Annotated in this window: 20 protein-coding genes; 6 read left to right on the forward strand and 14 right to left on the reverse strand. The window is 45.3% G+C overall.

Going from position 1 to position 23,791, the window contains the following annotated elements; genetic code table 11:
• Positions 1 to 16 precede the first annotated feature (16 nt).
• The 3 genes from L1028_RS20185 to lpdA are packed head-to-tail and all read right to left on the reverse strand — an operon-like array spanning position 17 to position 3,199.
• Positions 17 to 1,192 carry an ABC transporter permease gene (locus L1028_RS20185; RefSeq protein WP_234538684.1) on the reverse strand — a complete coding sequence of 392 codons (1,176 nt, stop codon included), beginning with the start codon at positions 1,190 to 1,192 and terminating at the stop codon, positions 17 to 19.
• The gene (locus L1028_RS20190) at positions 1,176 to 1,808 is read right to left on the reverse strand and encodes a biotin/lipoyl-containing protein (RefSeq protein ID WP_234538686.1); all 633 of its coding nucleotides are present in this window, start codon (positions 1,806 to 1,808) and stop codon (positions 1,176 to 1,178) included. The genes L1028_RS20185 and L1028_RS20190 overlap by 17 nt, the downstream gene beginning before the upstream one ends.
• Positions 1,805 to 3,199: a dihydrolipoyl dehydrogenase gene (lpdA, locus tag L1028_RS20195; protein ID WP_234538696.1), complete on the reverse strand. Its 1,395-nt coding sequence runs from the start codon at positions 3,197 to 3,199 to the stop codon at positions 1,805 to 1,807. The genes L1028_RS20190 and lpdA overlap by 4 nt, the downstream gene beginning before the upstream one ends.
• Before the next feature lie 196 nt (positions 3,200 to 3,395).
• Here lpdA and L1028_RS20200 point away from each other — a divergent pair, with 196 nt between their 5' ends.
• The 3 genes from L1028_RS20200 (at position 3,396) to L1028_RS20210 (ending at position 5,518) form a co-directional block, all read left to right on the forward strand.
• Positions 3,396 to 3,962 carry a TetR/AcrR family transcriptional regulator gene (locus L1028_RS20200; protein ID WP_234538698.1) on the forward strand — a complete coding sequence of 189 codons (567 nt, stop codon included), beginning with the start codon at positions 3,396 to 3,398 and terminating at the stop codon, positions 3,960 to 3,962.
• An 85-nt stretch (positions 3,963 to 4,047) separates the two neighbouring features.
• Complete coding sequence (locus tag L1028_RS20205; protein WP_234538701.1) at positions 4,048 to 5,040, forward strand: DUF4003 family protein; 993 nt, start codon at positions 4,048 to 4,050, stop codon at positions 5,038 to 5,040.
• Between the two features lie 19 nt (positions 5,041 to 5,059).
• Positions 5,060 to 5,518, forward strand: a complete 459-nt coding sequence (locus L1028_RS20210; RefSeq protein ID WP_234538712.1) for a GNAT family N-acetyltransferase — start codon at positions 5,060 to 5,062, stop codon at positions 5,516 to 5,518.
• Positions 5,519 to 5,632: 114 nt separating this feature from the next.
• On the opposite strand, the gene L1028_RS20215 is transcribed toward L1028_RS20210, so the two are convergent.
• A complete protein-coding gene (locus L1028_RS20215; RefSeq protein ID WP_234538714.1) occupies positions 5,633 to 8,278 on the reverse strand; it encodes an ABC transporter permease in 2,646 nt (881 codons plus the stop codon).
• A gap of 13 nt (positions 8,279 to 8,291) precedes the next feature.
• The gene (locus L1028_RS20220; RefSeq protein ID WP_234538716.1) at positions 8,292 to 8,993 is read right to left on the reverse strand and encodes an ABC transporter ATP-binding protein; all 702 of its coding nucleotides are present in this window, start codon (positions 8,991 to 8,993) and stop codon (positions 8,292 to 8,294) included.
• Between the two features lie 238 nt (positions 8,994 to 9,231).
• Between L1028_RS20220 and L1028_RS20225 the strand changes: the two genes are divergently transcribed.
• Positions 9,232 to 11,037: an ABC transporter ATP-binding protein gene (locus tag L1028_RS20225; protein WP_234538718.1), complete on the forward strand. Its 1,806-nt coding sequence runs from the start codon at positions 9,232 to 9,234 to the stop codon at positions 11,035 to 11,037.
• Entirely contained in the window at positions 11,024 to 12,799 is a 1,776-nt protein-coding gene (locus L1028_RS20230) for an ABC transporter ATP-binding protein (protein WP_234538720.1), read from the forward strand. Before L1028_RS20225 ends, L1028_RS20230 begins: the two co-directional genes overlap by 14 nt.
• Positions 12,800 to 12,878: 79 nt before the next feature.
• Here the strand turns inward: L1028_RS20230 and L1028_RS20235 are convergent, their stop codons facing one another.
• From L1028_RS20235 to L1028_RS20260, 6 genes are all read right to left on the reverse strand, one after another.
• Positions 12,879 to 16,244: a HEAT repeat domain-containing protein gene (locus tag L1028_RS20235; protein ID WP_234538731.1), complete on the reverse strand. Its 3,366-nt coding sequence runs from the start codon at positions 16,242 to 16,244 to the stop codon at positions 12,879 to 12,881.
• Between the two features lie 171 nt (positions 16,245 to 16,415).
• Positions 16,416 to 17,168, reverse strand: a complete 753-nt coding sequence (gene yaaA / locus L1028_RS20240; RefSeq protein ID WP_234538733.1) for a peroxide stress protein YaaA — start codon at positions 17,166 to 17,168, stop codon at positions 16,416 to 16,418.
• Between the two features lie 256 nt (positions 17,169 to 17,424).
• Positions 17,425 to 18,297, reverse strand: a complete 873-nt coding sequence (locus tag L1028_RS20245; RefSeq protein WP_234538736.1) for an aminoglycoside phosphotransferase family protein — start codon at positions 18,295 to 18,297, stop codon at positions 17,425 to 17,427.
• 37 nt (positions 18,298 to 18,334) lie between these two features.
• A complete protein-coding gene (locus tag L1028_RS20250) occupies positions 18,335 to 18,721 on the reverse strand; it encodes a VOC family protein (RefSeq protein WP_234538745.1) in 387 nt (128 codons plus the stop codon).
• Between the two features lie 91 nt (positions 18,722 to 18,812).
• Positions 18,813 to 19,718, reverse strand: coding sequence for a GNAT family N-acetyltransferase (locus tag L1028_RS20255; protein WP_234538755.1), 906 nt, complete (start codon positions 19,716 to 19,718; stop codon positions 18,813 to 18,815).
• Between the two features lie 263 nt (positions 19,719 to 19,981).
• Positions 19,982 to 20,635 carry a lacto-N-biose phosphorylase central domain-containing protein gene (locus tag L1028_RS20260; protein WP_234538766.1) on the reverse strand — a complete coding sequence of 218 codons (654 nt, stop codon included), beginning with the start codon at positions 20,633 to 20,635 and terminating at the stop codon, positions 19,982 to 19,984.
• Between the two features lie 95 nt (positions 20,636 to 20,730).
• Here L1028_RS20260 and L1028_RS20265 point away from each other — a divergent pair, with 95 nt between their 5' ends.
• Complete coding sequence (locus L1028_RS20265; RefSeq protein WP_234538767.1) at positions 20,731 to 20,943, forward strand: hypothetical protein; 213 nt, start codon at positions 20,731 to 20,733, stop codon at positions 20,941 to 20,943.
• A 72-nt stretch (positions 20,944 to 21,015) separates the two neighbouring features.
• On the opposite strand, the gene L1028_RS20270 is transcribed toward L1028_RS20265, so the two are convergent.
• The 3 genes from L1028_RS20270 to L1028_RS20280 form a co-directional block, all read right to left on the reverse strand.
• Positions 21,016 to 22,182 carry a DUF4317 domain-containing protein gene (locus tag L1028_RS20270; protein WP_234538769.1) on the reverse strand — a complete coding sequence of 389 codons (1,167 nt, stop codon included), beginning with the start codon at positions 22,180 to 22,182 and terminating at the stop codon, positions 21,016 to 21,018.
• Between the two features lie 99 nt (positions 22,183 to 22,281).
• Positions 22,282 to 23,403 (reverse strand): NAD(P)/FAD-dependent oxidoreductase, encoded by a 1,122-nt coding sequence (locus L1028_RS20275; RefSeq protein ID WP_234538770.1) that lies wholly within the window; start codon positions 23,401 to 23,403, stop codon positions 22,282 to 22,284.
• 17 nt (positions 23,404 to 23,420) lie between these two features.
• Positions 23,421 to 23,558 carry an iron chelate uptake ABC transporter family permease subunit gene (locus L1028_RS20280; RefSeq protein ID WP_279306891.1) on the reverse strand — a complete coding sequence of 46 codons (138 nt, stop codon included), beginning with the start codon at positions 23,556 to 23,558 and terminating at the stop codon, positions 23,421 to 23,423.
• Between the last annotated feature and the right edge of the window lie 233 nt (positions 23,559 to 23,791).

The raw sequence follows: 23,791 nt of genomic DNA on the forward strand, positions 1-23,791 counted from the left end.
CATCAATGCATCACAGTTATTGGTCAAAGGCTCCTTTAAAATCTAGGTTCACAAGCGGCTCACGGCTGGGATTTGCTTTTCCGGCCTCCCTGAACACCAGCAATCCGATGAATAAAGATACAACACCAATAATGATCAGCAGTGCTCCCAGCTCCTGACTGTAAGCTGTTAGTGCCCCATCCCGAAAAGCCATCCCGCGTATGAGGCGATTCAGCCAGTTTATTGGCAATGCCCAAGCGGAAATTTGAAAAAACTCCGGGAACGCTAATGGGCTCAACTGGATTCCAGTGGCAAGAAACGACGGATACAATACGAAATTAGTTCTTAAATTAACTTTGGATACGTCTTTGGCAGTATAACCAATCAACAGGCCCATAAGTGACAGAGCAAAGGCATACACAAACAGCGGAATAATAAAAAGATAAGGCTCTGCTTCAAAGCGCATTCCCCCCACCTGCTTTAATAAGCCATAACACAGGAGCAGCGAGATCGTTGATAAAACAGCGTAAGGTACACTACGAACCCAAATCTGCCAAGGAGACTTCCCGTTTGCAAAGAGTTTCCCCTCCTGCCGCAAGCGAGGGACAATTGAACCCGCGGCGCTTGTTGTAATCATCAGCACCACAATATTCACAAATCCAATGACCATAAAGCTCACATAACTTGTGGTCGGATTAAACAACATCCGTTGCTGCAGGGACAACGGAGAAGCAAGTCCTTTAGAGGTTTCGGCATCCATACCTTTCTGAATCAGACGGGTCATAGAAAGAGTCATATTTTCCGTCTGGATGACTTCCTGAATCGCAGTTCGGATGCCAGTTAGCCCTGAGGGCATGGTGTTATCCATTAAGATGCCGAGATTCGTTGATATCCCCTGCTGCTGATGCAGCCCTAACTCTTTAGGAAGGGTGATGACCGCGACAGCCTGCTCATTTGCCAATAATGTTTCTGGATTTAGGCGACTCGAGTATACATTAGTTACCTTCATATATGGAGAAGCATTTATTTTAGAGGTCAGCTGTCGTGAATACGAGCTGTGATCCTCATCAATGACTACAACATGCGATTCGCTGATTTGATTCTTCGAGAACATCAAGCCAAAAAATATAGCCGCGATAAGCGGGCCAATAAAAATCAGGCGTAAATACTTACTGCCCGCCACGTACTTCCATTCGTCAATCAGTGACTTCATCGAGCTTCACCTCCGCTGTCATACCCGGAAGCAAATCAACATTCCCATCCATAGTTACACGGACAAGAAACATGCTTAAATCGGCTTGCCCTTTTTCACGTGACATGCGTAAGCTCGCAAATTGAGGGGCGGCTACGATGGAAGTAACGACACCCATCACCTCGGCTTTATGGTCCAAATACGGAAAATGAACGTCGATACTTTGATTCACCTTTAGCTTTTGGATTTCGCTCTCCTGTATGTAAAGGTCTGTATAAAAGTTGTTTTTTTGCAAAACCGCCATTGGCATTCCTAGCTGTATTGGATCTCCCGGCTTGACAACAATCCTGTTGACCGATCCGTCCTCCGGCGCGAGTACATCTGTTTCTCCTTCTTCAGCGGATTTAACCTTGAACAATACCTCTCCCTGTTTTATAGAATCACCTACAGCCACACTGACCTCTACAATTGACCCTGGACTGTTCTGATAAAATATAGTCTTTTGCTCTGCATCAAGAATCCCTTGTTTCCTGCTCTCAGCCTGACTGACAGCATCCTTTCCTTTTACAACAAGAAGCGCCCCACCAACGATCAACGCAATCGCAATTCCAATATATAAACCTGCTTTTATCTTCATTTCCCGCTCTCTCCCCTTACCATTTTTATAGCCACATTTTCGGCAGCCTCCATAATTACTTCTCCCAATGTGGGATGAGGGTGAATGGTCATTGCCAAGTCCTCTACAGTGGCTCCCATCTCAATGGCAAGGGCAAGCTCCGACACCAGTGTAGATGCTTCTACTCCAACAATTTGGGCACCCATAACGATTCCAGAGGTCGGGTCCGCTACAATTTTGACAAAACCTTCCGTTTCCCTCAAGGCCAATGCTCTCCCGTTAATCCCAAAAGAAGATTTGCCAATAACCAACGGGATGCCTTTTGCCTTTGCTTCTGTTTCACTTAAGCCAACACTGGCCAGCTCTGGATCAGAAAAAACAACAAGCGGAATGGCTCTATAATCAACCTCGGAGGAAAGACCTGCAATGGCTTCTGCCGCAATTTTGGCTTCATAGGCCGCTTTGTGAGCAAGGGCAGGACCCGACGTAATATCCCCAATTGCAAAAATATTCGGAATAGCCGTTCTGCACTGTTCATCTGTCTCAAGGAACCCCCTGCTCGTCATTGGCAAACCTATACGGTCCAGCCCTAAATCGCCGTCTGTATTTGGTTTTCTGCCGACAGTGACTAACACATATTCCGCTGTCACATGCAGCTGCTCCTGATTTTTCAAATAATGCAATGTGATGGCGTCTGCACTCTGCACTACGTTCACAGCTGTCGCTCCGGTAATCATCTTAATCCCATCAGCTTTCAGCTGCCTTCCAACAGGGCCCACAAGCTCCGCCTCAAATCCAGGCAGCACTTGATCTCCTCCCTCCAGAATCGTTACCGTTGTTCCAAATTTGGCATACATTTGCCCCAGTTCAACGCCTATATATCCACCGCCTATAACTACTAGGCTAGTTGGAACTTCACGGAGCGACAGAGCTTCTGTCGAAGATAAAACACGTCCGCCAACCGGAAAGGCTTGCAGCTCAATCGGACGTGATCCTGTGGCTAAGATGGCATTTTTAAAGGAAATGCTTTGCTCTTGTCCAGACTGACTGATAATAGCGGTATGCTCATCGACCAATCTGGCCTCCCCTTCCAAAATGCTCACACCTGCAGTCTTTAATAAATAGCCAACTCCACCTGCCTGCTTATTCACAATTCCTTGCTTGAAATCCTGAGCATTCTTAAATGACACTGCCGCATCTGCAGAGCTGAACAGCCTAAGCAACTCGTAACGATGGGATTCAGCAATTAATGCTTTGGAGGGAATACACCCCACATTAGTGCAGACCCCACCAAGCTGATTGCGTTCAACAATCGCCGTACTCATTCCAAGTTGTGAAGATCGCAGCGCCGCCACATACCCTCCCGGACCTGATCCAATGACCAACGTTTCTACGAATTCAAGATTTCCCATCTCCTGATACCTCCTGTACCTGCTATTTTAAAATATGATGACCGTAATATATTATTACCATCATATTTTAAAACCGTCAACAACCGTGTTTATCCTTTCATAAGCAGACAGTGCTCTGATTCGTTAAATTGACAGGCTTTATTATGATGCATATAATATTTTGAAAGTAGAATCATGAAGCTATGGAGTGATTACGATGCCCTATCCCAAAGGCCATAAAATAAAAGTACGGAATACGATTGTTGAAAGTGCTGCCCAGGCTTTTCGCACCCATGGCATTCATGATGTAAGTGTTCCCTTCATTATGAAGGGAGCCGGATTGACTCACGGCGGATTTTATTCACATTTTGACAACAAAGAACAACTCGTCGCCGAAGCCTGCCGGTATGCCATTAGCGATACCATCGCACTTTTGCAGAAGGTCGCAGACCAGGAAGAGCAGAACCCCAAAATCAATGCGGTCATTGACTATTATTTAAGTCCGTATCACCGCGATAAAACGGAGATGGGCTGTATTATCCCTGCCCTTTCTGCCGAAATATCTCATTCTTCCGAAGAAGTTCGGCAAGTATTCACGCAGGAACTGGAGCGGATGATTGCTTTTATCTCCGATCTGGCGGGAATTGAACCCTCCAAAGGTAGCGCACTGTTCAGCACCATGGTTGGCTCTCTAGTTCTTGCACGAACTGTAAATGACCCTGAACTGAGCGACAGCCTTCTTTCGTCAGGCAAACGGTATGCTAAAGAGCTGGTTACGATCTAAAAACAATAAACACCCCAAACAAATGAATCCAACTCAGAAAATTTTCGTAATATTATGAATTATAGATAACTGAGGGGTGTATCCAATGAACGAGCAGTATGCAGCAAGGGTTGAATTGTTCGCAGAGAACGCGCAGAGGATCAAAAAGGCTTTTCCTTGGCAAAATGCAATGGTTAGCCGTTTGGCGGGGTTACTGTACACAGCAGAGAATAAAAGTGCAGATGAAGATGCGATTCGCGCGAGCCACGAGCTTATTAAGGAAAACACCGGAATATTTTCTTCGTTTAGGGGGAACTCGGCAATCAGTATTGCTACTATGCTCTCTCTTTCTGCTGACAAGGAACAACAGCTTGCAAACACGCTGACCGTGTATGACTTATTGAAGGACGTCAAATTTAGAGCCTCTGATTATCTCGTCGTTGCCGCTTATCAAGTTGCTGCTAATACGACAACAGATCAGTATCAGCGTACGGTAGAACGCTCAAAGATGTTTTACGATAGTATGAAAGCGAAGCACCGTTTCCTTACCGGACATGATGATTATATTTTCTCCGCCATGCTCGGCCTTTCCGATATCGATGTGGACAGCGGCATCGACCGGATGGAGGAGCTTTACACTACACTAAAGCCCGAATTTATGTCGGGTAATAGTGTGCAAGCTCTGACACAGGTACTCGTTCTTGGAAAAGAAGCTCCAGAAGCAGCGGATCGTGTACTGGCATTACGAGATGCGTTCCGTGCACATGGCATCCGGTTAGATAAGGAATATACCCTTTCCTCGCTGGGTGTCCTATCTTTGCTTCCGTCCGACAATAAGGACATGGTTACGGAAGTCTCAGAGACCTTCGAATTACTGCGTACCAAAAAAGGCTTTGGCAGCTGGTCCATTGTAAAGCAGGAATTGCTACTGCTGTCAGCTGCGCTGGTAGCCTTCAAATCTGTGGAGGATGTGCAGAATGGTATTGTAACCTCGATGCTCTCCACAAGTATCACCAATATTGTGATCGCGCAGCAGGCTGCTCTTGCCGGGGCTGCTGCGGCCGCATCCGCTGCGGTTATAGCCTCTTCTTCGAATTAAATGAACAGCGAGGGAAGACATGGACTCGATACAACCAATCACCACTAGAAATGAAGAATGTTTATACCGTCTACTGAATATTTGGGAATCCTCTGTGCGGCTTACACATCTATTCCTGTCTGAACAGGACATTGATGCGTTGCGGCCACTGGTTATACAAGGGATGGAGCATATAAGTCATCTGTTTGCTTTTATAGATGACCATAACCAATCGCTTGGATTCATAGGGGTTCAGGATAACAAGATTGAAATGCTATTCGTAGAACCTGCTGCAATGGGAAAAGGCATCGGTAAATCGCTCGTAGCTTATGCTATAGAGTCACTGAATGTACACTACGTTGATGTAAATGAACAAAATCCGCAGGCCTTAGGTTTCTATGAGCATCTGGGCTTTCAAGTTTTTGAGCGTTCTGCACTGGATGAACAGGGGAATCCGTTTCCTATCTTGCATATGAAGTTACTGGTCGACTCACGTTAAACGTCGCCTCTCAAAGCAAAAGAGACCGCTTCGAGTAGCCATAACAATGGCTGTTCGAAGCGGTCCTTTGTGTTTAAGTAGGATCAATTTTTGTTTTTGGTGTGGAAGCTCCGCTTATTCTACCGATTTCAACGCTTCAATCATATGAATCCGTTTGAGCTTAATGTGCATGAAAGCCATGACTATGCCTGAAAACAGCAGTGTTAAGAGTGCAGCATACACATAGCTTGGCCACTTAATAATCGGAGCGAACATCGTCGCATCCAGCTCAGCTGTATTCAAGACGAAGCTGTGCAATATAATGCCAAGACCCGATCCGACTACAATGCCAAGTAGGCTTAGCAGCATATTCTCGCGGTAAATATACAACGTTACTTCCTTATCATAAAATCCCAATACCTTGATGGTTGATAGTTCCCTGATCCGCTCAGAGACATTAATATTGGTCAAATTGTAGAGGACGACAAAAGCCAAAGCGGCCGCTGACACAATGAGTACTAAGGTTACTACATCCATACTCTTCATGGTGTCATCAAAGGCAGTACCTACATTGCTGGAAAAGCTGACCGCAGCCACTCCCTCATTGTCCGTTAGCTTCTCGCCGAACTTGTCCTCCCACGCTTTATCGTGTGTGGTATAGTTCAGCAGCTCTGTATTGAACATCGGTTCATATCCAAATACGGAAGAATAATACGCAGGTGTCATATACACATAGTGCATTACATAGTTCTCTGTAACCCCTATGACCTTAACCTTGAATGTCTCGTTATCCTTGTCCACCACATTCAACTGGTCGCCGGGCTCAAGCCCGTATAATTTAGCCAGCTTCTCCGAGATTATAGCGCCCTCGTCCGAAAGCGTGCGTTTTTCTCCACTCACTCGATCCCGCAGCTCCACATAATCGGATATCGCATCAACAGATGCAGGGATGAACATATGTACATCCTGATCATTTACACCACTGCTGTGCGCTTTCATCGTTTCCTGTGCTACACTTAGTGATCCAGTTATAGTGGACTCGCCAGTGATCAATTGCTTGTAGGCATCCCGCGCATCAGCAGACGCATCTTCATGCAGCGCGACAAGTGCATCATATTTCATAATCGTGCCGAACTGCTGGGGGGCAATGCTGCCGATCGAGTCTTTAAGACCAAACCCGGTCAGAATCAGCGCCGTACAGCCGGCCACGCCGAACACAGTCATGAACATCCGCTGCTTGTAGCGGAATAAATTCCGTGCGGTAACCTTTTGAACAAAGCTCAGCCGTTTCCATACAAACGTAACTCTCTCCAGTAAAATCCGCTGCCCGCTCTTTGGCGCCTTCGGACGCATTAACACAGAAGCATTGCTACGCAGCTCTACACGTGCGGCAATCCAAGCCGTCAATGTAGTGCAGATTAGCGCCACTATAATGGAAATGATGGAATACGACGGATAGAAGCTTTTGATAAGATCCGGCAGATTATAAAGCGAACTGTACGCATTATAGATAATGGTTGGAAACATGGTAAAACCAAGCGCAAGTCCCGCAACCGAAGCCGTCAAGCTGGCAAGCGTACCATAAACCAAGAATTTGGCCATAATGTCACGGTTGCCATACCCAAGCGCTTTAAGTGTCCCGATCTGCAAACGATGCTCCTCGACCATTCGAGTCATAGTCGTCAAGCTGACCAGCGCAGCAATCAGGAAAAAGAATACCGGGAACGCACTCGCAATTGCCGACAATCGATCAGCGTTGTCTTTATATTCGGCATATCCCGGATTGACACTTCGGTCAGTGACATAGACCTTCGGGAGCCCCAGTTCTGCAAGCTTTTGCTCCCCTGCAGCCAGTTCCGCCTTAGCAGAGACCAGTCCATCAGCAATGGCTTTCATGTTTGCAGCTTGTTCCTGCTGCACCACTTCTGGCTGGCGCTTTAAATCGGCGAGCTGCTTCTCGGCGGCGGCCACCTTGCCTCGTCCACTGGACAGCTCTTTCTCGCCTTCCGCGTGCATCTCCGCAAGCCGGGCTTCCGGCACACTGGACATCGCCTGCTCTACCGACTTGGTATGCTGTTCGATCAATCCCTCATACTCTGGTGAGTAAGCCTTCACTCCGGTTGTATCCTTGAAGGATAGATAGGCTTCCGTATAAACCGGGAGCTTGAAATCTGACTCCAGGATCGCTGCGAACGCATCCGCCGTCCCTTTACCAATTCCGCTGGTGCCCCGGGTGCTCTTCTCTATAAATTGAGGACTTCGCACAAAGCCCACAACAGTATAATTCAATGTCTCAAAGTTGTTCGACAACTCTGCATCCGTTCCAGCTCCGCTGAACGTTATTTTGTCGCCCAGCGCATACTTTCCAGCCAGCTTGTCATCCAATACGATTTCTCCGGAATCCTCCGGAAGACGTCCTTCAATCATACTGTACTGGTTAAGAGGTTTATCTGAATGGTAAGAATGGACTTTGAGTATCAAAGCATTATCGCCAATGAACACATCTGCGCTGTAACCCGGCTGAACTTCATCGATCCCCGGTACATCGCTCAGCAGGTCGATATTATCTTCGGTCAGACCATAGTTGGTCTGCACCTTCAGATCCATTAGTCTCGTCTCTTGATAAAAGGTTCCGGCTGTATCCAGCATATCTGGACCGGCTGACTTGATGCCAGAAAAGAAACTAACGCCCAGCATAATGATTGCAAAAATCGAAATAAATCGGGCCTTAGTGTGCCTGATTTCACGAAAAATATCTTTCCATAACGCACGCTTTTTCATAAATGCCTTCTCCTTACCATTCGATATCTTCAACGGATACTGGCGAAGGATTGGTTACCATCTTCCGTACCTTAGCATTATTAATCTCTATAACCCTGTCTGCCATTGGTGCAATCGCCAAATTATGCGTGATTACGATGACCGTGGTGCCTGTGTTACGGCAGGTATCCTGAAGCAGCTTAAGCACCTGCTTACCAGTATTGTAGTCTAGCGCACCTGTTGGCTCATCGCAGAGGAGCAGCTTCGGCTGTTTAGCTAGCGCTCTGGCGATAGCGACACGTTGCTGCTCGCCGCCAGACAGCTGAGCCGGAAAATTATCCAGCCGTGCACCTAGTCCCACATCCTCCAGCACCTTACGCGCATCCAGTGCACGCGGGGAAATCTGAGAAGCAAGCTCAACATTCTCCAGTGTGGTAAGATTGGGCACTAAGTTATAGAACTGGAACACAAAACCCACGTCATTGCGGCGGTAGCCCGTCAACTCCTTGGCACTGAACTTGGCAATGTCCGTACCGTCCACAATGACCTGGCCTTCGTCAGCAGAATCCATCCCGCCAAGAATATTAAGCACCGTCGATTTGCCCGCACCGCTGGGGCCGACAATCACTGCAAACTCACCTTTATTTATCTCAAAATCAATTCCGTCGTTGGCAACGATCATACTTTCACCCATTTTGTAACGCTTGTACTCATTTTTGACAGCAACAAAGCTCATCTCTCATCCTCCTGTCTCTATCCAAACCAAGCTTAATCACTTTACATTATTTCAGTTTATCATAATTAGAACGCCCAAGCCCGAATGGCAAACCCTCATTACTCAAGGTTAAATTCACATCATTAATAAATTCATTTTTTTGTAACAATAATGTAACAAGGAAATTTTACTGTAAACGATACTTAGTCATTTGATAGTGTTATAATCACCTTGATTTATTCATTCTTTTCAGGCAAGAGTGAAAGAACAAACAGAAACAGGTGATCAAATGTTCGAACTGAAATGGCTATGGCAGAACTTAGAGGGGAACCGGACACGGTACATTCTAGCGCTCTGCCTCTCGGTAGTGGGTTCAAGTCTTACGATTGTAAACCCTTACATCAGTCAGCGCATTGTCGATACGTTTATAGCGGGTGACAATGCGCTGCAGAATCTTACACAAGAACGGCAATTATTGAATATGCTCTGCCTCGGTATGATTGGATTTTCTCTACTGCGTACAGGACTTGCTTATTTTACAACCATGCAGTACGAACAGTCCTCGCAAAACATGATGTACAATATCCGGATTTTTTTGTACAACAAGATTCAGGGACAGGACAGAGAATATTACGACCGTAACCGAACCGGCGATCTCATGACCAAAATGACCGGGGATCTGGACATGGTTCGGCACTCGATGGCATGGATTTTCAAAACGATCATTGAATCGCTAACGATCTTCATTGCTGCTGTTATCTATTTTTTCACCATAGATGCTCAGCTAACGCTGTGGATGCTAATCCTGTCACCGCCCATTTTTATCGTGGCTTACATATTCGCTAAACGCGTCCGTCCTATGTATATTGACCTGCGTGAGCGGCTGTCCCAGCTTAACACGACTACTCAGGAGAATATTTCAGGCAACCGTGTGGTTAAGGCTTTTGCCCGCGAAGAGTTCGAAGTTCAAAAATTTACAGAGAAGAATGTCAATTATTCTACAGCGAACAAAAAGGCCGCTCTTGTATGGCTTGATTACTTTCCTTTTCTGGAATCCTTCGCTCAGGGCTTCAACGTCATTCTAATGCTGGCAGGTGGTTTGTTCCTGATGAACGGCCGGATCACCTTCGGTGAATTTACAGCTTTCTCTTCACTGATCTGGGCTATATCCAACCCTATGCGCAACATTGGTATTATTATCAACGACATTCAGCGCTTTTTTGCGAGCTTGTCCAAAATCATTGATATCTATTACGCAAAGCCTAATATCGTAAACGAACATACGTCTACTAACAAACGCCGTTACGAAGGCCGTATTGCGTTCGATCATGTCCGCTTTAAATATGACAGCGCTATCGTACTTGATGATGTTAGCTTTACCGTTGAACCTGGTGAAACCATAGCAATCATGGGCTCGACCGGATCAGGCAAAACAACAATCATCAACCTGATTCCTCGCTTCTATGACGTAGCCGAAGGACGTGTACTCGTCGACGGTGTTGATGTCCGAAAGCTGGAGCTCGATGAGCTACGCGATAATATCGGTATGGCGACCCAAGATGTGCTCTTGTTCTCTGATACTATCGATGGAAACATCGCCTATGGTGATCCTGATCTTCCGGAAGAAGATGCGATAGGCTTTGCCGAGCTCGCAGCCGCACACGACTTCATTACCAAAATGCCTGAAGGTTATGATACCGTTGTCGGAGAACGAGGAGTCGGCTTATCCGGAGGTCAAAAACAGCGTATCGCTTTAGCACGTGCTTTGGCAGTTCGCCGTCCGATCCTCATTCTGGATGATACGACCTCTGCTGTCGATCTTGAGACGGAGGAGCATATTCAGAAAAGTCTACGTGAGCTGGATTATCCTTGCACGAAGATTATTATCGCGCAGCGTGTATCTACGACCGCGCAGGCTGACCGTATTCTCATTCTGGATAACGGAAAGCTGGTTGAGGAAGGCACCCACGCCGAACTGCTTGCGAAACGGGGCTACTACTACGATGTATTTAAACTGCAGAACGAGGGTATTGGAAGGCAGGTGACCGCAAGTGGCAAGGAATAAATTCGACGTCGATGAGAATCTGGAATCGCCGTTTAATATAAAACACTTCCGGCGTGCGATGGTATACATCAAACGAAAGAAAACGCCAATGATTGTTGCATTTATACTCAGTGCACTTTCAGCGGCCATTTCACTATCAGCTCCACTGATCATGCAGCATGTGATCGACGTGACCATTCCGGCAAAAGCGAAGCTTGCGCTACTGGGCTGGGCTGGACTGATGCTTCTGACCATTGTAGTCAGCGTTTATCTGGCTACCATTCGTTCACGTATCATGACGAGTGTTGGGCAGGATATTATTTTTGATATCCGTACAGATTTATTTAAGCATCTGCAAGAGCTGCCCTTCAAGTATTATGACGACCGCCCGCAGGGCAAGATTCTCATCCGGGTCGTAAACTACGTTAACGCCGTTTCAGATGTGTTATCCAACGGTATTATCAACTTTATTCTAGAAATCGTGAATTTGCTCTTTATCGCAGCCTTCATGTTCGCTGTTGACGTACGTTTATCATTGGTCATTCTTGCTGGACTGCCAGTATTCTTTGGCATCATGATGCTGATCAAAACTCGGCAACGCCGGGCTTGGCAAGCAGTATCCAATAAAAGCTCCAACCTGAACGCCTATTTGCAAGAAAGTATCAGCGGTATTGGTGTGACGCAAATGTTCTCCCGGGAACAACGTAACGAAGGAATCTTCACACGTCTCGCAGGTAATTTCCGTACAGAATGGATGAAGGCTCAACGTTACAACTTACTTATTCCGTTCTCCGTAGACAACTTGTCTACGATCGTTACATCATTGATTTTCCTTGTAGGCCTACTAACACTGAGTCCTCAAGACATGACCCTCGGTGTCATTCTGGCGATGAGCAGCTACGCTGCCCGCTTCTGGCAGCCGATTCTGAATCTTTCGAATCTGTACAATAACTTCATCAACGCCGTTGCCTATCTTGAGCGTATCTTCGAGACGCTGGATGAACCCGTTACCGTCAGTGATATTCCGGATGCGAAGACACTGAGACCTGTAGAGGGCCATGTCACTTTCGACGATGTGACCTTTGCCTATGACCCAGGACTCAATATTCTGGAGAATATCTCCTTTAAGATCAAAGCGGGAGAAAGCATCGCTCTAGTGGGACCAACAGGTGCAGGCAAAACTACGGTCGTCAATCTGATCTCGCGCTTCTATAATATTTCAAGCGGTAGGATTCTTATCGACGATCAGGATATCTCGCAGGTTACGCTGAAGTCCCTGCGCAGCCAGATGGGGATTATGCTACAGGACAGCTTCATCTTCTCCGGTACGATCCTGGACAATATTCGTTACGGCAAACTCGATGCCACCGAGGAAGAAGTGATCGCTGCGGCGAAAGCTGTTTGCGCCGACGAATTCATCCGTGAATTCGATCAAGGCTATCTGACAGAGGTTAACGAGCGTGGCTCCAAGCTGTCTCAGGGACAGCGGCAGCTCATTTCGTTCGCAAGAACGCTTTTGGCTGACCCTAGAATTCTCATACTGGATGAAGCTACTTCTTCGATCGATGCGAAGACTGAGCGTTTGCTGCAAAAAGGTCTGAATGAGCTCCTTAAAGGACGTACCTCATTCATTATCGCGCACCGCCTGTCCACCGTAAAAAACTGCGACCGCATTATGTATGTGTCTAACAAAGGCATCGCAGAAAGCGGCTCACATGATGAGCTTATCGCACAAAAGGGTCTTTACCACCGCCTTTATACGGCGCAGAAGATGGAAGCTTAATTGTATAAACACCAAAAAAGCTCAGGCCGAATTTTAGCCTGAGCTTTTTTGTGTTTATATTTTAATGAAAATATGAAAACTAATCTATCACCGTCCAAATATTTAGCGCAAGTGAGCGAACCGCAATATTCGTGTGATTTCTGTACACCCTCAAACGCTCTGCAGGCTCTGGACTCCAGAGTAGAGCACTTCCGGCAACCTCAAGCAACGAAAGTCCAATATACTGAGATTCGTAACTCCCCTCAGACCCTAGCACATCTACAATTTTGAGTAAAGTCTCCGGACTCCAGTAGCCTGTGCTGTCTTTTAAATTATGTGCTACCTGCTTGTAGGCGTCGCTCAACAGCTGCGGCTGATTTGAAATACAGTTAACCATCTGATTCAGATAAGCGGCGGATTCCTTCACATTATTCCAGTCTATTACTGCTATATACAGTTTCATCACAACTTGTTGTAAAGTCTCATCCGATGTTAGACACTCAATCAATCCCGTATACAAAGGTTTAAGGTGCACCCGGGTGATTGTTGGCAAAGCGTTCAGCTGGTTGATAAGTTTCAGGAGACGTTGCCGATGAGGCAAATCTCTACTGGTAGTTGCATTCCATTCATCCCTTATCGCCGCACTAGCTAATTTCTGACAAACGCCGATTACAACCTCATTGATCTTACCATCGCGGCAGGTTTGTATCAGCGTGTTCATAGCAAATTCCCATCTAGTGCTGTCTTTCAAATCCGTAATAGCCTGAGCGGTGGCAGCTGCTACAATGCCTTCATTTCCATTGGTCCACCACATCATAGAACTGAAAGCATACTTACCGACAAACCCATCCGGATGATTTCCGATTTCAATGATTAATTTTAAATAGCGAAGTCTATAGTCTAGCGGAAGATCATTAGGGTGTTGGGATAACAAGCTTCTTGCGATATCACTTTCTGATGAAACGGCCATTGCACTTAAAATCTCCCAAGCGCGCCCATCATCTAAAAGCTGTTTTGCAGCATGCCCTATGGCAATGATTACATCCTTGTGTGCATTTGGTTTCTCGAACTCGTTTATCAATAGTGGAATGCTGTCATCACTTCTATAAGCACCCAGTAAGCGGATGGCCTCTTTTCTGACAGTGATCTTCAGCTTATCCCGATTCAGCAGCTCTTTCAGCATGGAAACCAGTAGCCCCGGATTCACTCTACGGATGCATCTGGGTATCGAGTACATGGCTACACGGGCCCGGTCCCCCTCCAGATTCTCCAGCAGAACGGAAAGTGCCTTCTCCGGTTCTTCCTTGAGTGAAAGGGCATGAAGTGCAGCTTCTACTACAGTTACTTCCTTGTCCTGTAAAAGCTCAAGTAATCTATCTGGACCAAGATCAGGCATACTTGCCATGATCTTAATAACTCTCGAACGCTCCGAATGGTTGCGCTTAGCATCGAAGGCGATTTTTTCTAATAAGGAACTTAATGCTTGCTGCTGGCGCGGTAGCCACCTGTTGAATCCGTCCGTAGCTGGAACAAGATAGATCGTTTTACCTGATAAGAACTTGCCCTTAATGGCAGCCCCCGAAATAAAGGGATCGAGCCATTCTTGACGTTTCAGATGCAGATGCTGGAATACTTCATGGATCGTAATATACGATTTATCCAAAGCTAATAGTTCCTTAACTCTGGCATCACGTGTTGTATGAGGCGCAAGCCAGTGCCTGGTCGCTTGCATAGCTGTAGAATCTGCCTTTGCTCTCGATGCTTCCTTTAACAGATTCTGAAGTTTTACAATGCCGTAACCTCTTTTACCAAATGAGCTAGCCAGGCTAAGCACCAGATTGTAGTCTTCTCTTTTGTTGCCCTGTACAGCTAATGTATAGATTTCATCAAAGATGACCTCTTCTACTCCCTGCAGTAAATTCTTCTCCAATGATGGAAGTGAAAGCTGTCCGTTCTGCTGGGCCAGTTTTCGGATCGTATTTAAAGAGAACTTGAACAACTCACTGTGAGGCTGCAAAGCGTTATGCCGCAGAATAGCAAATGCTAGCTGTTGAACGGAAAACTTCGTACCATATGAAGTATCTCTGGCATCTATAACACTATCAACAAGTATAGTAAGTTCTTGTACATGGGCATCGGTGAACACAGACGCAGGACTTTCTGAAAGCTCTTTGAACACAAAACCTCGAACAGGATCCTGCTCATTTCTAATCCGGCCCAAAAATACCAAAGTCTCATGCATACCCTGTCTCGACAGAACCGTACTTCTAATCAACTGCATAAGCGCCGTGGAACGTTCTTCTGAACTAGATACCTTTGTTGCTTGTTCAAGCCCAGCTCTTGAATGAAGAATAGAACGGCAAGCGGTGAGTCTGATTGTTCTATCTCGGTCATCATTGATTTCACGAAGGCCAAGCATCCGGGTGGCTTCCTTGTCACGCAAGGCATGAGGTAATACATATAGTAATCTTTCTGGAAAAATACGTTCTTGGCGCTTATCTTCTTCATACACGGCATCAAAAATCACTTTGCGGTTGGAAGGTGCAATATTATGCAGCAGCTTCGCTAAATGCAACGGGTGATCTGCGAGTAATTTCGCTATCTCAATCCATTGATCCATGGATAAATATTTTTTTCTTTTTAGAACCCCTTCAGGCACACCATAAGAAATCAGATCCCTCCGCGACTCCGTTCGAGTCAGCAACTGATACGCCTTATTCGGATTTTGGCGTACAAGCGTGCCAAATTGTTCCTTTAACGCAGGATGTATGACACCCTCGGGTCCATGATTCATCGCACACGCAAGTACCAGATCCGCCTTCAGATTGCATAAGATCTCCATAGCTGATGAGAACCTCCACCAGACATTTCCCTTTTCCCTGGGTGGTGTGCTTCCTAGCGTTGTTTCAAAGTATTCCGCTACTACGTCAAGATGCCTGCTGGCTAGTTTCTTCCAGTCTTTTATGGCATATCCGATATCTACAAGCCACTTACTAACTGTTTCCGAATAACAGGCCTGCAGTATAATCGCTGCCTCCTCCGCTCCCCACCGGGCGTACACTACAGGCAATAAACGTTCCGCCAATTCCTGACGGTTAATATGTGAAATACTGTGCAGTAGCTTGCGGCGGCAATCATATGATAAATGGGGGAGCTCACGTTCAATATCAGCATCTGAAGCCACCTTTGCCAAAAGACCCGCAGCCGTATTTCTGATACTTGCCATGGGATGCCGCAGTGCTGACAGAATAATAGGGGCATCATGTGTTGCAATGGCACCGATTAAGGCAAGACGTGATTCATAAACGCCATCCTCCAGCAAGGAGGCTAGTAATTGGGAGTACTGGACAGATCCAAGATGATCTCGGCCTAATATCGCTACTTTTTTGACTCTATCGGAATAGCCTAGTGAATCCAATTCTTTAAGTAAGCTCTGTTTGTCCAATGGATCTCTTTTAAAAATCATAAGCCCTCCTCTTTCACCTGTTCTTATTCCATCCGAACATTATTCTCTATAACGCAGTCTATCCCCTTTAAAAAAACTAGAATTTCCCAGCTAGGTTTGTTGACCAAAAATAAAGGTAACCCTGAAGCCGGTGTAGAGCCGCCTCCAAGATTACCCATAGTACTACTTACTCTATTCATTCTTTTTTTGTATAAACACGTACGTACTCTCATTCGACAGCTCATCAGCAAAGCTGAAATCAAACCCGTCGAAGTCTTTGATATCCTCCACACAGGTGATTTGTCGCTCAGCCATGAAACGCACCATTTCACCTCTGGCCATCTTGACCAAAGTCGCTCTCTCCACGATCTTACCGCCGATTTCCTGCCCGAATACACAGCTAATCATTCGAACGTTTCCGCCAACATACGGGGAGATGCACTTGCTGTATTCCTTGGAGGCCAGATTCAGAATGATGTCACTCTCCGAAAATAGTTGATCCGCTAACTTCCTGTTCCAGAACTCGTAGATAGAATTGAAACCTGGTCCGCTAAGCTTAGCCTGCATCTCCAGCCTGTAAGGAACAACGCCGTCAAACGGCCGGACGATTCCATAGAACCCGGACAATATCCGTAAATGCTGCTGAAGATATTCCAGCTCCTCCATTTGAAGTACCCCAGGTGCCATGTACTGGTACTGGATACCTTCATAGGAAAAGATAGCCGGTGTAAGATTCCGTGTTACATCCATATCACGAATCCGTTCCACATTTAGCGTGGCGATGGCATCATTGCATTTCCATAGCGATTTGGCTTCTTCATAATTCAACTTTTGTAATAAGGCCAGAAGAGTCTGCGACTCGCTTATGAATTGCGGCATCTGGCGGCAATCCAAGAAATCCGTGTCCATCTTCATCTTCTTGGCAGGCGATATAATGATTCTCATGTTGCTCCCTATTCTCTTTTCTTACCCCGCGGGGAATTTAAATGTAATCTTATCCTATCCTATCACACTTAATCTTTGTGTACAGCATATCGAGTGCCAGTGAAAGCACCGTCTGCGAATCATCCGTCGGCAAGCGAGGGAAACAATAAAATGATCACGATCTGATGTATTGAAATCTCGCAGCGAACAAACGTAAATAGACCGCCCTCCACGCAAAGGGTTGCGGTCTGTATTGTAATTCTTTTTAAGATAGAGTTTATTTAAACCCTTGGAAATCCAAATTTTTCAGGAATCGATTACTTCCTAGTATGCTCTTTACCCTCTTCGATACATTAGGTCCTTTGGGTGTACTGCCTCGTCTATTCAGTAAGATCCATCTTAGACAAGCCCATCCTTCGAACACCTCAAACTCTTCCTGCTTCATAAAATTCTCCAATAGATAAGCAGAACGGAACATATCAGCGTAACGCTCGGAGATGTGGATTTTCAGCAGAATAAGTGACCATGCAAAATCATATCGAGGGTCTCCCAACTGGCCGTTCGTCCAATCGATGACGGTAAATCGCTGTTGTTCCTCTACTATATTTCCTAAATGAAAATCTCCATGAATGATACGATCTTGTTTCATAGGAGTTTGCTCCACTAGTGAAATAAGTGCATGATTAAGGTCTGCGTGCTCTCTTGCTTCTGGAAAAAAGTAATCGATGAAATCGTACTTAGGTAGTTGTATATGTTCCAGCTCAGCGAAATCTATTTGATGAATTCTGGCTAAAATGCTCGCGAGCTCCTTCATTGTCTTATTATTCACTTTATGAATTGGAGTTCCGTCAAAGCTTGTTAACAACACCTTATTCCCGTCCGGATTAATCCCCCAGCCCACTGGTTTGGAGACGGCTACCCCTCGTTCGGACAGGACCTCCAATAAACGGTATTGAAACTGAACATCTGGTTTGGAGCTCTTACTCCATGTTTTCAAGACATAGCTTTCCTGATCTAAATTGATCTTTAGAACCTCAGCTTCAAAGCCATCATCCATCGGATGCGTGGTTAAGCTGGCTTCATGATAGAGTAGCTCATCCATGATTTCATGGTGTTCAAGCCAGTTTACATTAGTTATAGGTGTTCTCAAGAGCAATTCTTCCTTTCGGGTGATTGTATATACCCAATTATTCTTGTGGAATGCCCGCTACGATCTCAAGCAAATTGCCTTCTGGGTCAGCCACAACAGCTTCACGCAACCCATAGGGCTGTGAAATAGGTTCTTTTATAGGAGTTGCACCTGCCTTTACCAGACACTCAAATTCCTTGTCGACCTCTTCAGGTGAGGGAACGCCAAATGAGACTTCCATTGTCCCATTCAACCCATTAGGATAACCTAGCCCTGAAATACTCAGCGCATCCCGCTGACACAAATTAAAAAACACACCACTCTTTAGCTGAACCCCGGTAAATACGCCACCATCCCATTCTATCGCCATGTTCATGACGTCCCGATAAAATGTAACCATCTTTTTCATGTCTTTTACAATCAAAGTGACAGCACCGATTTCCATGAAATCCACCCACTCTTCTAAATTATTCCTTTAATGATCGTAGACATAGTACCATAGAAGGTAAAATATTGAAATGAACTATAAAGTCTGTTTATTGGATTTCATAACCAACGGTAAACCTGAAACCACACAACTTATAACCGATCTGGGTATATAATCGAATAGCTTTCTTATTATCACCATGCGTGCCTAATGTAGCGATTGTTTTGCCCTGCTGCTGTAGATAGTTCAGTGCGGTGCAGATGATGTTACGAGCGACACCCTTTTTCTGCCATTCAGGAATGACGAATACATTCTCCGTTGCACTTCTCTCCTCTGTGATTCTCCAGGTTGAGGTGTTGCCGATCAATTGATCGTAATGAAACGCACAGAAATTAACGATTTCGGGAGATCCCTGCATCCAGCCCAAATGGTTCAGACTCCACGCCACACCGTCAAAGGCAGCGAGTTCAGCTTGATGATACTGTTCCTGAGCTTCACTATTGTTCAGTGCAGTTGGCCTTACCAGAACCCCTTCTGGTAAAGGAAACTTAGGAATCTCCCTACTCAAGTCAAATTTAAACACGACAATCGTATCGCAAATCGTAAATCCACGCGCTAGACAGAAGCTCAACTCTTCGAGATCATCTGTGTCGAGATATTGAGCCATGATAATGCGCTTCTCTTGATACCCAGCTTTAATTTCTCTGGCCCGTCCGATTAATGCTTCAATCAGTGCAGCTTTGATACCTTCATCCTCGGCGTTCTCTGCAAATACAATTTCGTAATTGAGATATCGTTTGAAGCTTGGGTCTTCATCATGTCCAACCGCATGAAAAGTATCATGCTTCATCAGATGAGCAACGGCCAGAACCTCTCCGTCGCCACTCACTGCACAGAACATATTTCGCTTATCCAGATCTCCATGATACAGATATAGCATTTTTAGAACAAAATCCATGCTTTCAATTTGCTCCGAATCTTCATCCTTCGGATTTCGGATTACAAAGTCCCTCATGAATAAACATCGTCTCCAATCTTTTATGGCGCTGCAAATCATTTCTTAGTTAAAGAATGGATGAGGCAGGCTATGCTCAGCAAGGGAGAGTTTAGTTATAGTTATTGTTGCGAGGGATATTGTGAACTTCAAGAACACATGTATAAAATAAAAAGATTCAAAACATAGCATGATCTAAATTCTAACGTCTAACCCGCTTTACCGTATAAAACTTCAACAAATAGGACGGATCAATTTGGTGACACAGAAAAAAAGCTCAGGCATCAGCGATTAGCCGTGGCTTGAGCTTTTTGTTCAATATTATTAATCCAATCCCCAATCGTTCTAATGATCGTGTCATACGGATCTAATCCCAGGGTTTGTTGTCCATAATCCGTATCAATCGTAGTTTTTTGATGCTGATCGCTGTTGTTAATGACCACGAGGATTTTACTTGCCGGATAATAAGCACACTCTGTATTTAAGTTATCCGTAATGTACTTTGTCTCCATGAACTCATTCCCCGCAAAACGAATCAAATTCAGCAGCAATCTTGTATTCTCAAAGCTGAATTGGAAAGATGGAAGGTAGATCCCTTTTCCTTTACCAAAGGCATGCGTGGATATAGTTATCCTCCCATCCGTTTCATTCACAACCGCTGCTGATCCATCGGTAAGATAAAGGTTATTTTTGGGTGTTATGCTAGCTCCAGCAGGCACTAAACCAAGCTCATCCTTCACTTCATATGTCCATTTCCCATGCGCTACTCTGGAGCCTGTATCCTCATCTAGACCAAGAACATGTGCCATTCTGAAAAAGTGGCCATAACCTTCAAGCGCCGAAGGCTGATTCACGCCTATAAAAGTACCACCTTCATAGACCCACTCTGTCAGTAAGTCCACGCACTTATTGTCACTCCAGCGTCTCCACCACTCCATGCTGAACCAGCAGAGCACCCAATATTATCAAAAGTGAACATCTCCATTTTCATAACCATTTAGAGATTGGTATTTGTCATTCGGATAGCGGCATCATGGAGATCAAAGGTGAATCCGTACCCTTTAAAGCCGGAGATGTGACCTTCATCCCTAGGTATGTTATGCTCCGTTTTTGTAAGCATCAACAAGAGGGCTCTGTCTCTTTTACCGTAGACGAAGTGATTTCGCCCTTTAAAGCCAGTGCCAAACATGTAGGTGCAGAAGCACTACCGTACCTTGCTGTTTTTATCTTTAAGTACCCTATTTGATAAATACAAAATGGGCTATCCCAAGTCTTGATCAAAGACTTTAGGGATAGCCCATAACGTTGTCGAAGCAGTCTAAAGCGTTTCTGTAGTGAGTGTAAATCCTTCGATCACAGCATCTTCGTCAACCTCAATCAAAATGCTGCGTCTACCTTGATAATTCACTTGCTTCACATATTTCAAATCCTGAGGACTGACCGAAATCGTAGCTACCTTTGTTTCGATCTTTATCGATTTTGTAGTGAATTTCGGCATCACGCTACTTGCCTTCATCTCATAGTGCTTGTCGTCGACGATGGTTTCAAACGCACGTTCCACTTTTTCCATCGTCACGTCTTCAACGCCGCTTACCTTCAGCACACGTTCTACATCTCTATAGTCGAGCTTAGGAGGTTCTTCTTCATCTTGGTTGGTTTCGATGACCTGGTGGATTTCTTCGTACAGCTGAGCAATGGTGGTCGCGTCAAGTTGTTCGCCCGCCACTTCCTTCACGATGTCTTCGAAAATAGCTCTCTCTTCCAGTGCCGTCACGGATCTTTCGGCGTTCAAGACCTGCTCGATAAAGTGCGGATCTGGAAAGTTCGATTTTCCCGTACAATACAGAATGCGGTTCACATCGGAATAATTGTCCGTCACGCTCGGGTAGAAGAAGCCCTGCTCCGGTGTACTTAACTTAACAATCGGATCTACAATGACGTTGTACTTGAATTCCCTTTCCACATAATCAAATAAGAGAGCTTTCCGTTGCTTCTCCGTGGAATTCACGCTGCATAAAATAAAAGGATGCGCGAATAGTTCGTTTTTCTCACTTTCCTCGGCTTCATCGTTTCTATCTTTGGTCGGGCGGTAATACTGTCCGCGAACGAAAGTGATCACCGTATCGCGTTCATAATGAGTATCCGCCATCATTCTGTCCACCAACAGCAGCATCAGGTCCTGCCATTCATCTGGATCCCCAGTCACCAAAGCTTGGTGAAGCATTACCTGCGCTGGCTCCACCGCTTCCGCCTGAAACTTCAACTCAAACAACTTCTGGTCCAGTTCGCCGGTCATGAGTTTTTTGAAATTGCCCATGTACAGCTCCTGCTTCTCTCTGTCCACCATTCCAAACGGCAGGCGCTCCCAATGATAGATCTCATTGCTTTCCTTCATAATATACACGTTGAGAATATCGTAAATACTCATTAAATCGTGATCCAGCTTAAATTGCTTGCGTATATGCGCGACTTCTTTCTTTATCATGATTCGTTAGACAACTCCTAGGAAGATAAATTGGTCTTATCAGTATAAATGATAAAAAAAACCTTCGCTAGAAGGGGTTTTTATACGTGTTCCTTCTAATCAATTTATCGCATGCTCTAATGCATAGTCTTCAAGCTGAATATCTACCTGTTGATTCATGGCTAGCTTGGCTAGCTGCTCACCAAGAAAGGGTCCCATCGTTAATCCGGAAGACCCTAGTCCATTAGCAACAATGAGTTTATTCCATCCTTGAACCCGGCCTAACACGGGAAGAAAATCCGCAGTAAAGGGACGGAACCCTACTCTTATCTCATTTAGGCTACAATCTGCAAGACCGGAAGCCGTTTGAAGACCTTTATTTAGAATTTCTTGCATTCCACCTGCGGTTACAGAGGTATCATAATCTACAACATCATTTTCGTGAGTAGCACCTACTACGATATTTTGATCCGCAAATGCAAGGATATATTGATCTGTAGGCGGCATTACCACAGGCCATTGCTCTGTACTCGCTTGTTGAGCAAGCTTCAAGTGCATAATTTGAGCTTTTTGATAACGCACCTGGAGCATGATCCCAAGCGGATGAAGCAAAGCGTTAGACCAAGCCCCTGCGCACACAATCACTTCATCCGCTGTGAATGTCTGTTCTCCTACGCTAACCCCTTTAATTTCATGATCATCATGCTCTAGAATAGCATCTCCCTCAATCATTTGCGCACCGTTACGCTGTGCCGCCCTTAGCAAAGCATCACGTAATTCACGTCCATCCACTCTTGCTGCACCCGATACATGAAGCGCATGATAACCTTCCGATAATAATGGAAACTTCTCTTGTGCTTCAAGATCTGTCAGCATCGTAAGTTCCCCTATTTCAGGGGCATCCTCTCTGCGCAACTCCGCTCTTTCTTTCATCGCTAGTAACTTTTTCAAATCATCATGAATACATATCGCTCCTACTTTTGCGTATCCAGTCTCGGTTTCTCCTGCCTCTTGAAGCTCCTGAATAAGCGCTGGATAAAAGCTTGCTCCCGCCTTAGCAAGACGATACCATGCTTTGTTTCTGCGTTGAGATAACCATGGACAAATAATCCCTGCTGCTGCATCCGTTGCTTGTCCAGCATCTTTACGATCTATTATTATGACTTCAGCACCTAACTTGCTTAACTGATAAGCTGCTGAAGCCCCTAATATCCCTGCACCAATTACAATAACCTTGTTCATGTCCGAAGTCCCTTCAGTTATTCGCTTTTAATTAATAAATATAAGAAGTATGGAGCACCGATTAAAGCCACGATCACTCCTGCTGGTATTTCAGTATTGGCTACTACCACTTTACCAAGCGCATCCAAGGTAGCATAGCATACACATGATTCCAATTGCTATTCCCTATATTCCCTGCCAGCCACACAGCAAGGAGCATCCAAAGCAACATTTGCTGTATGAGAACCAGGGAATTAAAGTAGAGTTCAAAAAAAGACGCTCAGGGAAATTGAAGTGCTCCCTGTCAAGTGGACAGTCTAAAAAACAAAAATAGTTAGTTTAGATACCTCAGCTCGTATTACCAGAGCTGAGGTATCTTCGTTATGCAGCACGTCGGTATTCGTTAGGT

Source organism: Paenibacillus pseudetheri (genome assembly GCF_924513355.1).
Lineage (GTDB): Bacteria > Bacillota > Bacilli > Paenibacillales > Paenibacillaceae > Paenibacillus_AQ > Paenibacillus_AQ pseudetheri.

What these genes read in the sequence shown, in the direction of transcription:
- L1028_RS20185 (WP_234538684.1), bottom strand. Translation starts at nt 1,192, where the DNA reads ATGAAGTCACTGATTGACGAATGGAAGTACGTGGCGGGCAGTAAGTAT.
- L1028_RS20190 (WP_234538686.1), bottom strand. Translation starts at nt 1,808, where the DNA reads ATGAAGATAAAAGCAGGTTTATATATTGGAATTGCGATTGCGTTGATC.
- lpdA (WP_234538696.1), bottom strand. Translation starts at nt 3,199, where the DNA reads ATGGGAAATCTTGAATTCGTAGAAACGTTGGTCATTGGATCAGGTCCG.
- L1028_RS20200 (WP_234538698.1), top strand. Translation starts at nt 3,396, where the DNA reads ATGCCCTATCCCAAAGGCCATAAAATAAAAGTACGGAATACGATTGTT.
- L1028_RS20205 (WP_234538701.1), top strand. Translation starts at nt 4,048, where the DNA reads ATGAACGAGCAGTATGCAGCAAGGGTTGAATTGTTCGCAGAGAACGCG.
- L1028_RS20210 (WP_234538712.1), top strand. Translation starts at nt 5,060, where the DNA reads ATGGACTCGATACAACCAATCACCACTAGAAATGAAGAATGTTTATAC.
- L1028_RS20215 (WP_234538714.1), bottom strand. Translation starts at nt 8,278, where the DNA reads ATGAAAAAGCGTGCGTTATGGAAAGATATTTTTCGTGAAATCAGGCAC.
- L1028_RS20220 (WP_234538716.1), bottom strand. Translation starts at nt 8,993, where the DNA reads ATGAGCTTTGTTGCTGTCAAAAATGAGTACAAGCGTTACAAAATGGGT.
- L1028_RS20235 (WP_234538731.1), bottom strand. Translation starts at nt 16,244, where the DNA reads ATGATTTTTAAAAGAGATCCATTGGACAAACAGAGCTTACTTAAAGAA.
- yaaA (WP_234538733.1), bottom strand. Translation starts at nt 17,168, where the DNA reads ATGAGAATCATTATATCGCCTGCCAAGAAGATGAAGATGGACACGGAT.
- L1028_RS20250 (WP_234538745.1), bottom strand. Translation starts at nt 18,721, where the DNA reads ATGGAAATCGGTGCTGTCACTTTGATTGTAAAAGACATGAAAAAGATG.
- L1028_RS20255 (WP_234538755.1), bottom strand. Translation starts at nt 19,718, where the DNA reads ATGAGGGACTTTGTAATCCGAAATCCGAAGGATGAAGATTCGGAGCAA.
- L1028_RS20260 (WP_234538766.1), bottom strand. Translation starts at nt 20,635, where the DNA reads ATGGAGTGGTGGAGACGCTGGAGTGACAATAAGTGCGTGGACTTACTG.
- L1028_RS20265 (WP_234538767.1), top strand. Translation starts at nt 20,731, where the DNA reads ATGGAGATCAAAGGTGAATCCGTACCCTTTAAAGCCGGAGATGTGACC.
- L1028_RS20270 (WP_234538769.1), bottom strand. Translation starts at nt 22,182, where the DNA reads ATGATAAAGAAAGAAGTCGCGCATATACGCAAGCAATTTAAGCTGGAT.
- L1028_RS20275 (WP_234538770.1), bottom strand. Translation starts at nt 23,403, where the DNA reads ATGAACAAGGTTATTGTAATTGGTGCAGGGATATTAGGGGCTTCAGCA.